Annotated in this window: 8 protein-coding genes; 3 read left to right on the forward strand and 5 right to left on the reverse strand. The window is 64.2% G+C overall.

Going from position 1 to position 10948, the window contains the following annotated elements:
* Nucleotides 1-152 precede the first annotated feature (152 nt).
* The gene (locus NW806_RS09770; RefSeq protein WP_414410952.1) at nt 153-1265 is read right to left on the reverse strand and encodes an LptF/LptG family permease; all 1113 of its coding nucleotides are present in this window, start codon (nt 1263-1265) and stop codon (nt 153-155) included.
* A 6-nt stretch (nt 1266-1271) separates the two neighbouring features.
* Nucleotides 1272-2450: a pentapeptide repeat-containing protein gene (locus NW806_RS09775; protein WP_414410953.1), complete on the reverse strand. Its 1179-nt coding sequence runs from the start codon at nt 2448-2450 to the stop codon at nt 1272-1274.
* A gap of 145 nt (nt 2451-2595) precedes the next feature.
* On the opposite strand from NW806_RS09775, the gene NW806_RS09780 reads away from it, so the two are divergent.
* Genes NW806_RS09780 through NW806_RS09790 form a run of 3 tightly spaced genes read left to right on the forward strand, consistent with a single transcriptional unit; the run spans nt 2596 to nt 6983 of the window.
* Nucleotides 2596-4377, forward strand: a complete 1782-nt coding sequence (locus NW806_RS09780) for a DUF1565 domain-containing protein (RefSeq protein ID WP_414410954.1) — start codon at nt 2596-2598, stop codon at nt 4375-4377.
* Between the two features lie 60 nt (nt 4378-4437).
* Nucleotides 4438-6453 (forward strand): ArsA family ATPase, encoded by a 2016-nt coding sequence (locus NW806_RS09785; protein ID WP_414410955.1) that lies wholly within the window; start codon nt 4438-4440, stop codon nt 6451-6453.
* Between the two features lie 29 nt (nt 6454-6482).
* Entirely contained in the window at nt 6483-6983 is a 501-nt protein-coding gene (locus NW806_RS09790) for an MAPEG family protein (protein WP_414410956.1), read from the forward strand.
* Here the strand turns inward: NW806_RS09790 and NW806_RS09795 are convergent.
* Genes NW806_RS09795 through NW806_RS09805 form a run of 3 tightly spaced genes read right to left on the reverse strand, consistent with a single transcriptional unit; the run spans nt 6980 to nt 10810 of the window.
* A complete protein-coding gene (locus NW806_RS09795; RefSeq protein WP_414410957.1) occupies nt 6980-8008 on the reverse strand; it encodes a DUF3326 domain-containing protein in 1029 nt (342 codons plus the stop codon). The two genes, NW806_RS09790 and NW806_RS09795, sit on opposite strands and share 4 nt — an antisense overlap.
* A 17-nt stretch (nt 8009-8025) precedes the next feature.
* Nucleotides 8026-9480 carry a protoporphyrinogen oxidase gene (hemG, locus tag NW806_RS09800; protein ID WP_414410958.1) on the reverse strand — a complete coding sequence of 485 codons (1455 nt, stop codon included), beginning with the start codon at nt 9478-9480 and terminating at the stop codon, nt 8026-8028.
* Nucleotides 9481-9514: 34 nt separating this feature from the next.
* Nucleotides 9515-10810 (reverse strand): homoserine dehydrogenase, encoded by a 1296-nt coding sequence (locus tag NW806_RS09805; RefSeq protein WP_414410959.1) that lies wholly within the window; start codon nt 10808-10810, stop codon nt 9515-9517.
* Nucleotides 10811-10948: the final 138 nt, after the last annotated feature.

Here is a 10948-nt window from a genome sequence, read left to right on the forward strand (position 1 = left end):
CTATACCCATCATAAGTAAGGTGGATCTGGAGAAACCCCCTGGGGGAGGAGGGGGATCCCTGTACCTATAGGTGCCTTCTAGCCCTAGGTTAACCCTAGGCCAAGCTTTTCCCTGGCAAAAGCCTCCTGAAAACTCGTGGAAGTCGACCTCCCTAGCGTAAGAAACGGGCCAACAGCAGCAGGCCGAGGCCGCCGAAGAGGAGGTTGAAGCTCCAGGCTGCTGCCCAGGGGGGAAGAGCTCCTGCTTCCCCAAGGCTGCGAGACACGCTCAGCACCACGTAGTAGGCAAACACCAAGAGGATCCCCAAGACGACGCCCCCGTAGCGGCCTACGCTTCGCGCGGTGGTGGAGCCTAAGGGGAGGGAAATGAGCACGGCAAAAAAGCTGGCCAAGGGCAGGGAAAAGCGCATGTGGAACTCGGTGCGCAGAGGCTGAGTATTGAGGTTGGAGCGGGCAAGGTGGGCAATGCGCTCCGCCAGCTCCGGCAGGCTCAGCTCGTTGGGGGGAACTGGCGGCTGCATCAGGGTGGCCAGATCTTGGGAGACTTCTAGCGGCTTGTAGTCGAAGGGTTCCTCAGCCAGGCTGAGGCCGTCGGGGCCGTAGCGGTGGGTTACGCCTTCCCTGAGAGTCCAGCCCAGGCCATTCCACACTGCCTGAGCTGCCAGGGTCACCTCCACCAACTGGTACTTGCCCCCCGGCAAGGGATCCACCCGCAAGATGGTGACATCCTGCATGGTGTTGAGGCGGGGATCCACCTGGCGGATAAAAAACCAGAGGTTGTCTTCGGTTTTGAAAAAGACGTCGTATTGCACCAAACTGGTGGCCTGGGTCAGAAGTGCCTGCTGGTCGATACGGCGGATTTCCCGCTTGCTAGCTGGCAAGAGCACGTTGCTCATCACAAAAGCGGCTAGGCTCAAAAGCAGCCCCACTAGAAGCAGGGGTCGAAAAATGCGCGTAAACGGAATCCCCGCCGCCCGCATGGCGGTTATTTCACTGTTGCCGCTCAGCTTGCCCAAGGTCAGTAGGGTGGCAAAAAAAGCGGCGATGGGCATGCCCAGGACCACCATCTCCGGCAGATCCAAAATGAGAAGGCGCAACACCCCTAGGGGTGGCACGGATCCCTCGACTAGCCGCTCGGCTAGAGTAAAGAGCCGGCCCGCCAAAAGCAGCAGGGTTCCTCCCGCCAGGCCAGCCAAAAGGGGGGCGAGCATCTGGCCAAAGAGGTAGCGCTCCAGCAGCCAAAACTTGGTGAACAAGCGGGCCATCTCTAGCTAGCTTGAACGGTTCCCTGGCAGGCCCTCACCCCTCGCCCCTTTTCCCTGCGGAGGCTCGGGATCGAGCTTAGCTCCCCAGGCGGCTAGGTAAGCTCTCTGTTCGGGGGAAAGGCGACGCACCCGGCGAAAGTCTGCCCCCGCCACGATGGCGCCGGCGTAAGCTCCCGTTTTGAAATCGGGCTTTTGCCCCGGCTGGACAGGGGAAGCTGTCTGGAGGGATCCCACAAACAGCAAAGCGCGGTAAAGATCGGCCCCACGGAGGTCAGCATTGCGCAGGTTGGCCCCGCAGAGGTTGGTGTGGCTAAGATCGCAATCCCGCAGGTCAGCTCCTTCTAGGCTGGCATCGCTGAAGTCTACCCCCCGCAACGAGGTGCCATGGAGATCGGCTCCTTCCAGCATCGTGCCCAGGTTAACCACGCGGATGCCATTCACGCGATCCCGCTGGTAGCCGCCTTTGCCGTCCAAAATGGGCCGGCCCAGGTGTTCGTCGCGGCGCAGGGGGCTGAGCAAGTTGGCGGTGGAGAGGAAGCGCAGGATCTTGGCTTTGCCAAAGCGATCCACCCCGTTCAAGATGGCTGCCGTGCGCCCAGCCGCAATGGCCCGCTCCAGGGGCCAGTCGTCCAACTGCCCGTCAGGGGAGAGAACCAGGTTGGAAATGCCCTCGAAGTAGGCGTCGATGGTCTGCTGCTGGGTGATGATGTTCTGCTGGATGGTAAGATCCCGGGAGATAACATACTGCCGCCAGGCGATGTAGGCAGCTAGAAGGGCGATCAGGATCTGGCCTGTAGCCCCGAACACCTCGCCCAGGGCCCCAATGGCCTCCCAACTCAGGGATCCCAGGGTCGAGAAGACCCCACTCCCAGCCAATCCTCCCACCCCAGCCAAGCCAAGGGCAGCCACCGCCCATCCCAGAGTGGGCCAAGTAGTCAGCCACTGCCAGAGGTCGCGCCCAATCTGCACCCAGAGCGGACGCCCCCACCAACTCGCCAGGCCCAGCCAGGCCAGCACCGCCCCCCAGCCCAAGGCTGGCTGCCTTGTCCAGTGGCCCAAGGGCAATAGGAGGGCCGGGATCCCCAACAGCAGCAGCTTGAGCAGAGGCGGCCACGGCGAGGCCGCGAAGGGCGGGGTTTCGGCTTCTGCCAAGGGCAACTCTTTGGGCAAGCCTTCGTCGGTCATGGCAGGGGGACACTCTAGGGGTAGTGTCAGGTATTCCAAGTCGGCGTTAATCCGTACCTAGAGGTGGGGGCTAAGGCAGGATCTTGCCGGTTAGGTTTGGTAGGATAACCTCGACCTTCCTTCTCTAGCGCAGCCTGGTGTGGGGATGAGCACTATGATCCCTTGCCTATCGTCTATCCACCCTCAGAAATCCAGCGAACACCAATCTATAGCAGCTTTGCCTGCCTTGCGGCGGCAGCAGGGTGCTCCAAGCCTGAGGCGGCTAGCGGTCTCTTTTCTCCTCAGCACCAGCTTACTGGTGGCCGCGAAGTTGGATCCCAGTTGGGCGCAAACTTCTCTAGACGCCAGCCTTCTGGAGAAGCAAGCCCTGCCCCAAGCGCCGCCGCTGCCGGACAATCGCCCGGTCATCTTTGTGGATGCCGCCAATGGCAGCGATACCCAAGGGGATGGATCCCGCAGCAACCCCTTTAAGACCATCACCTATGCCATCAGCCGGGCCCCAGCCGGCAGCATTATCCAGCTTCTGCCGGGGGTCTACAGCGCAGAAAGCGGCGAAGTCTTCCCCATCCGCCTCAAGGCCGGCCTCATCTTGCGCGGAGATGAGTCCACCCTGGGAGAGGGCTACCTTATCGATGGCGGCGGCACCTACATAAGCCCAACCTTGGCTCGGCAAAATGTTGCCCTGCTGGCAGAGACCGGCTCAGAGGTGCGGGGGGTTACCCTGCGCAACCAGGGGCGCCGCGGCTATGCCCTCTGGGTAGAATCGGCCTCTCCCCGCATTCTCAACAACAGCTTTGTGGGCAGCATCCACGACGGCATTTTCATTGCCGGCGCCTCCAACCCCTGGATAGAGGGCAACCGCTTCTACAAAAATGGGGCCAACGGCATCTCCGTCTTGGGCACCTCCCAGCCCACCATTGTCAACAACCTCTTCCAAGAAACTGGCTTTGGCCTCACCATCGACCAGCGCTCGGCCCCTATTGTCCGCCACAACCGCATCCTGCAAAACCGCACAGGCGTTGTTGTCGGCGGCAGCGCCCGTCCCATCCTGCGCAACAATCTCATCGCCCGCAACTTAGAAACCGGTCTCACGGCCATCACCAACGCCCAGCCAGACTTGGGCACGGCCTTAGATCCGGGCAACAACATTTTTGAGGGCAACGGCCAGTACGACATCCTCAACGCCACCCGCGGTCTGCGCCTCAACGCCAACGGCAACCAACTGGCAGGCACAACCAAAGGGGAACTGGATCTGGCTGGCCAGACTACCGTGGCTGCCTTGCCCAGCAACGCTCCTCCACCCATTGCTGCAAATGGCTTGACGCTGCCCAGCGCTCCCCAGGCCAAGCCTCCAGCTTCCAGCAGGGATCCCCAGCCGGCGGCGGCCTCTCCCACCCTTCCGGTGGTGACGGTACCCCAATCGACTGCCCCCCTTCCCCCTCCTCCAACGGTATCGGGAGGGCGGATTCTGCCCAGTGCCCCCAGCCAGCCGGCAGGGGCTCAACCCCAGGCCCAGGAGTTTGTTGCCGTTCCCTTCACCCCCGATGGCTCCACCACCCCCGCCCAGCCGGTTGAGCCTGCTGCTGTCGCTCCTGCCCGCCGGGCCTCTGCAGCTCCCCTCACTGACATCACCACCCTGCTGCCGCCGCCGGCCCGCCGCCAAGCCAGAGAAAATCCCACTACCCCAGCCGCACCTTCAAACTCGGCCCCAGCTTCGCCCACCCGCTTTCGCGTCTTGGTGACCCCCAAGGGCAGCGACGACCTCAATCGCCTGCGGCAGCTGGTCCCCGAGGCGGTGGAAACGGTGTTCAACGGCAGAACCGTGCTGCAGGCCGGCCTCTACGACAGCCGCAGCCAGGCCCAGTCGGTGTTGGATCGCCTGTTGGACGCTGGCTTTGACGCGGTGGCCGAGATGCTTTTCCGCTAGGCTCTCTGAACGGGATCCAGGCCACAATACGGGTGACCTGCCCAACCAAGAGGGATCCCTTTGCCGCCTCCTCAACTTGCCAACTTCCCTTTTGCTCGCCTCCCTGCTGCCTGTCGCTTGCTGCTGTTTAGCGGCAAGGGAGGGGTGGGCAAAACCACCCTCACCTGTGCCCTGGCCGGTCACCTGGCCCAGACACAACCAGAGCGACGTCTGCTGTTGCTGTCCACCGACCCGGCTCACTCCCTGGGGGATGTGCTGGGGATCCCGGTGGCGGACGTTCCCCAACCCCTGCCGGATTGGCCCAACTTGCAGGTGCGCGCCTTGCACGCTGAGGTGTTGCTGCAGGATTTTAAGCGGACCTACGGCCTGGCTCTGGAGCTCATTGCCGAGCGGGGTAGTTGGCTGGGCAGGGAAGATCTCCTGCCCCTGTGGGATCTAAGCTGGCCGGGGGTGGACGAGCTGATGGCCATCCTGGAGGTCAATCGCCTGCTGGCAGGCCAAGAGGTGGATACGGTGATCCTGGACACGGCCCCCACTGGCCACACCCTGCGGCTCTTGGAACTGCCCGACTTTCTCGACCAGTTGCTGGCGGTGTTTGCCACCTTCCAGGCCAAGCACCGCGAGGTCGTCCGATCCCTAACAGGCACCTATCGACCCGATGAGGCCGATGCCTTCCTGGCCCGTTTGCAAAGCGAGCTGGAGGGGGGCAAAGCCAGACTGACCGACCCGGAGAGTACCGTCGCCTGGCTGGTGCTGATCCCGGAGCTGTTGAGCGTGGCGGAGACCCGCCGCTTCTGTTGCCAGTTGCTGAACCGCCGAGTGCCCATTGGCGGCCTATTGGTCAACCAGGTTCTCCTGGAAGGGATCTACCTGGCCCGCCAGCAGGAGCAGCGGCTCTGGCTAAAAACGCTCCAAGAGGAGTTGGCTGGCTACCCCATCTGGGTCTGTCCCTATCAACTGGAAGAGCCGATTGGGCCGGCGGCGCTGGACAAACTGGTGCAGCAGCTTCGTCCCTTGCAGGAGGTGCTGCCGCGGTTGGAAGGGATCCCTGCCCCGGGAGAACTCTCCCCTTCGCCCCAGCAGGACAGAGTCCTTGGGATGGCCTCTGGGCAGAGCCAGGCTTTGGGCCTTCCGGATTTTTTGGCCCAAGGGATCCGCCTGCTCTTGGTAGGGGGCAAGGGCGGGGTGGGCAAGACCACGGTGGCTGGGGCCCTGGCCTGGAACTTGGCCAAACGCCATCCCGACAAGCAGCTCTTGCTGGTCTCTATCGACCCGGCCCACTCCTTGGGAGATCTGTTCCAAGTGACCTTGGGACAGGAGCCGCTCCCTCTCTTGCCCAACCTGCTGGGCCAGGAGATCGAGGCGGCGGCGGTGCTGGAGCGCTTCCGGCAGGCGTACCTGGAAGAGGTGGCGGCCATCTTGGCAGGAGAGGGGATGGCAGGCGTAGAAATCCAGTACGACCCACAGGCTTGGCGGCAGCTTTTGCACATGGCTCCACCGGGCCTGGACGAGGTGATGGCCCTGCTGACGGTGCTGCAACAGGAGTCAAGCGGCCAGTTCGACCTGGTGGTGGTGGATACAGCCCCCACCGGCCATCTCCTGCGCTTTTTGCAGATGCCGCAGGCCCTGGAGGGCTGGGTAAGCCTGGCCCTCAAGCTGTGGCTGAAGTACCGCGACCTGGTGGGCCGTCCGGAATGGGCGCAGCGGCTGCGGGATCTCTTGGCCCAGGTGCGGCAGCTCCAAAAGCGGCTGCGGGATCCCCAGTTTGCTAGCTTTATCCCCGTCTTCAACCCCGAACAGGCAGTTCTGGCGGAAACTGAGCGCCTTCTGGCAGAACTGGATGCCCTGGGGATCCCTCATCCCTATGCCGTTCTCAACCGCGTGTGGCCGGAGGATTCCACCCCCTTTGGTGCAGCTCTTCGGCGCCGCCACCAGGCCATCCTGGCCCAGTTGCCCCAGCGCTTTCCCCAGCAGGCCATTGTCACCGTCCCTTTTCTGCACCCACCCAGCTTAGAGGCCATCGGGGCTTACCTGCTGGCTTCCTCTAGCCCGATGTTGCCAGAAACCTCCACCTAGCGCCTGGCAGAGCCGCTAGCCTGGAAAAGGTGCCAGTGCGGCTTTTCCCCCTCACCTTGCTGCTTTTGCCTATGGTGTTCAACCTCCCCCTGCAAGCCATTCCTCTGTTCTCCATCGCAGCGGACATCCTGTTGGTGTACCTGCCTATGGGCGTGGTGGGCTATGCCCGCGCCCGCGTCGGCTACGATCCCCATGCGCCCCGGGCGATGTTCGACCGGCTGCCTCCCTACGGCCAGCGGGCTACCTGGGCCCACGCCAATGGCTTCGAGGCCCTGGGCACCTTTGCGCCCTCAGCTCTAGTAGCCTACATCACCGGCCCCCACCCAGATCCCTGGCTGTTTGGCCTCAGCGGCGATGAAGGGGTGGCCGTGCTCTGCGGCGTGTTTCTGCTGGCGCGGCTGCTCTACAACTTCTTCTACATTGGCGACATTCCCATCGGGCGCTCCCTCTCCTTCTTGGTCGGGTCGCTGGCCACGCTGGGCCTGCTGCTCATCAGTCTCTTGCCGTTTCTGGGCCAAAACCTGGCCTAGACCTGCAGTCTTAGGGAAGATAGTGCCACCCCAGCCCGGTGGGCCACCACCACGCCAATGGCCTCTAGGTAGGAGCTAACTGCCACATGGGGGATCCCCAGCTGGCGAGGGTGGACCTGCATCACCGTGGCGTTTTCTGCGACAGCGATAAACAGGGGCGGGCGGGGGCGGCTAGCTAGGTAAAGCAGGCCGGGGCCGCCAAAGGCGGTGGCTGGGGCAATGACGCTATCCACCTGCTCGGCCGTCAGGTCGCCCGGCTGGGGGGGATCCCCCCTTTTAACAAACTGGGGGGCGTAGCTCAGCCCCGCCAAAACCGAGGGCAGGAAGGTAAACCCCACCTCTTCAGCGGCAGCCCGGGGGTGAACCGGCTTAGGGTCAGGATCAGGGTAGAGAGCAGGAGCGTGGGCACAAGGGATCCCCAGCTCCCGCACCACCAGGTGGCTGAGGATGGCCTCGGCTCCGGCCAGGGGATCTACCCCCTGCCCCTGCTCGTACTGGCTAAAGTCAAGGTCGTCCGGGAAGCGGGCCACCACGGCAAGGGCCTCAGCTCCCAAGCGGACGAGCTCTTGGGCAGTTTCCAAAAGCGCATCCGGCTGGGCCAGGGATCCCTGGCTGGCGCCGGCGGGGGAGAAGCTGACGGAAACGCCTAAGGGTCGAGGGGTCAAGCGCCAGGGGCCAATGTCCAGCCCCAGGGTGGCCTGGGCGGCCTGCAAAACCTGCAGGTGGCGTTGGCGGAGATCCTCCGGGATCCCGGCATCCAGGATGACGCCGACGCGGTTTTGCCGCACTGGCCTGAGGTGCCACTCCCCGGCGCAGAAGCGATCCAGGCCGTACCCTTCCACATAGAGGACGTTCTTCAGGGGCCAAAACAGGGTGGCGCCGTTAAGCACATTGGGATGGGTGACGAGGCAGTCGACAGCAGCCGCCAAAGCGCGGGCCACCGGCAGGGCATCGCCGGCAAAGCCACCCACGCGGGCGCCGATGCCCGTGGGAACCAAAAGCAGCGCCGTGTAGGGGCGACCCATGGGCCACTAGCGGAGGACTAGGCCTGGGACAAAAGCTGCTGCGCCAGGGCCTCAGCTCGCCGCACGCAATCGCCCAGAGCTACGCCATCCAGGTAGTTGGCACACACCCAGATCCCCGGCGTCTGGGAGGCCAGGTGGGCCTGCACCTGGGCTATCCGCTGCCGGTGGCCGAGGGTGTACTGGGGGATGGCGCGGGGCCATAGGCGTTCCCCGAGGTAGATGGGCTCGACGCGGCGGGTGAGCAGAACCTGGCTAAGCTCGGCGTGGGCAATTTGCGCTCGCTCCTCAGGAGACAGCGTAGGGATGGGTGGGATCCCTTGCCGGCGGGCCAAGGCAGCATCGGTGGCGCCGCCGAGGAAGCTGAGGAAGCTGTGGTAGCCCTGGGGAGCGCGCTCGGGAAAAAGGCAGGAAGCCCAGATGGTGCCCAGGGTGCGCAGGCCCTGGGAGCGAGGGATGAGGTGGCCAAAGCCCCGCAGCGGCTGGGGCAGGGCCTCTTGGGGATAGGCCAGAGCCACCACCACTACCGGCGGATAGGGGATCTCCGCCAAGAGTTGGCTGGCTGGGGGGTTGAGCCCCTGCAGCAGCGCAGCAGCCTCATAGGCGGGGAGAGCCAGCACCACCTGGCGAGCAGCCACCCAGCGGGATCCCTCTGGCGTCTCAAAGCCCACCCAATAGAGCTCTCCCTCCCGCTTAAGCTGCACCGCTCGCCAACCCAGCCGCAGGCTGTCGCCCAGCTTTTGGGCTAGGGCCTCTGGCAACTGCTGCAGCCCCTGCCTCAGATTGCCCAGTTGGCCGCGTTTGGGCGGGGGTTGGATGGCTACGGGAGAAGGCTGGGGTCGTTGGCGCAGAGCCTGCAGGGCGCCAGCAAAGAGGCTGCCGTAGCGCTCCTCTAGGCCAGCTACCCGCGGGAAAGCCGCCACAGCGCTGAGTTGATCTGGGTCGCCGGCATAGACTCCTGAGGTGAAGGGCTCCACTAGGCGCTCGGCCACTTCGGATCCCAGTTGTCGCTGGAAAAACTGCCGCACCGTTTCCTCGTGCCCTGGCGGCGGCGGGACAAACCCCAACAGGCCCTGCAGAGCCCGCAGCTTGCCGCCCACACTGAGCAGCCGTGAGCCCAGGGCTGCCGCGGGGCTAAGCGGCACCGGCAGCAGCTCCCTTTCCCAGTAGATGTAGCGGGGCAGCTTGGCATCGGCCAGCACCAGTTGGTCGGTCAGGCCCACCTCAGCAATGAGGTTGAGCAGGGCAGGGGTGGGGGTAAAGCTGTTGGGGCCTTCCTCCCAGCGGTAGCCGTCTTTGGACTGGGTGGAAATGCAGCCGCCGACGCGGGAGCTGGCCTCGGCCAAGAGCACTTGAGCGGAGCTACTTCTAGCCGATAGACCCTGCCGCAGGCGCCAGGCCAGGGTGAGACCGCTGATGCCCGCCCCAAGGACGACCACCTCGGCTCTGAGGAGTTCGGGGGTTGCAAAATCCACTGCCGCCTCCACGGTGTCTGTCCTCCTCCACTTGCTAGCGCAACACGCGAAACAGGCTGGGGATCCCAGCCACCTGGGGGAGCTGTTGGATCTCGGCCAGCGCCTGGCGGCAGTCGGCCTCGCGCACGGTGTGGGTGAGGATTACAATCTCCGCCAGCTCCTGGTGGCATTCCTTTTGGGTGATGCTCTCCAGGCTCACCCCATGGCGGCCAAAGCAGGTGCCAATGGCCCCCATCACCCCTGGCCGATCCTGGGCCAACACCCGCACATAGAACTCCGACTGCACCTCCGCCAGCGGCAGCAGCGAGGCAATAGGGGGAGAGGCAGGCAATCCCCACAGAGGATTGGGGAGATGGGCCCCTGTCTGCAGGTGGGCAAGCAGGGTGAGCAGATCCCCGACCACAGCGCTGGCCGTTGGCCCCCGGCCCGCCCCTGGCCCAGCCAGCACCACCTGCCCCAAGGGATCCCCTTGCACCCAGACGGCGTTGTCCGCCCCGTGGATGTTGGCTAGGGGGTGGGTAACGGGCAGCAGCGCGGGGTGAACGCGAATGTCCAAGGTTGTTTCCGCTCCCTGCCCCTCAGTCCTCTGGGCGATGGCCAAAAGCTTAAAGGTATAGCCCCACTCGCGGGCATAGCGGAGGTCGGTGGGGCTGATGCTGCCGATCCCTTCGCAGGGGATGGCCTGCCGCGGCACCGCGACCCCAAAAGCCAGGCTGGCCAAAATGGCAATCTTATCCGCCGCGTCCCATCCTTCCACATCGGCGCTGGGATCGGCCTCCGCATAGCCGCGAGCCTGGGCCTGGGCCAGCGCTTCGGCAAAGGAGCTGCCCTCCTGGGCCATCTGGCTGAGGATGAAATTGGTGGTGCCGTTGATGATGCCCCAGACCGCCTGAATGCGGCTGGCCCGCAGCGACTGCTGCAAAGCCTGGATGATGGGGATCCCACCCCCCACCGCTGCCTCCAGGAGCACGGCCACCCTGGCCTGGGCGGCAGCCTGAAAGATCTCCATCCCATAGCGGGCAATCACTGCCTTGTTGGCCGTGATCACCGGCTTGCCGTGGTCAATGGCTTTCAGGATAAGGCTGCGAGCCGGCTCCAGGCCGCCCATGAGCTCAATTACCACATCAATCTCTGGATCCGAGACAATCCGCTCGAGGTCAGTGGTCAGGCGCTCAGGCGGAATCGACACCAGCCGCGGCTTGTCCAGGGAACGCACCCCCACCGCCGCAATTTCGACTGCCTGCAACAGAGGATGAGGGGGGCGCTGTAAGATCTCGACCACGCCTGTGCCGACAGTACCCAGCCCCAATAGCCCAACCCGATAGACCACAGCCGCTCCCTCGTCTGCCGCTCCCTGAGACCCGAAGACTTCCCTACCTTTACCAGGTTGACACACTCCTAGTCCCATCAGGACGAGATTTTAGCCATCTATCCCAAGGCGCTTCAGGGAGGCGCGTCGAGACAGCCC

It is taken from the genome of Synechococcus sp. W65.1 (assembly GCF_047461615.1).
In the GTDB taxonomy this organism is placed as follows: Bacteria; Cyanobacteriota; Cyanobacteriia; order Thermostichales; family Thermostichaceae; genus Thermostichus.

Bases quoted from the DNA above. Each gene is read 5' to 3' on its own strand.
- NW806_RS09770 (WP_414410952.1), bottom strand. From the start codon at position 1,265: ATGGCCCGCTTGTTCACCAAGTTTTGGCTGCTGGAGCGCTACCTCTTT.
- NW806_RS09775 (WP_414410953.1), bottom strand. From the start codon at position 2,450: ATGACCGACGAAGGCTTGCCCAAAGAGTTGCCCTTGGCAGAAGCCGAA.
- NW806_RS09780 (WP_414410954.1), top strand. From the start codon at position 2,596: ATGAGCACTATGATCCCTTGCCTATCGTCTATCCACCCTCAGAAATCC.
- NW806_RS09795 (WP_414410957.1), bottom strand. From the start codon at position 8,008: ATGGGTCGCCCCTACACGGCGCTGCTTTTGGTTCCCACGGGCATCGGC.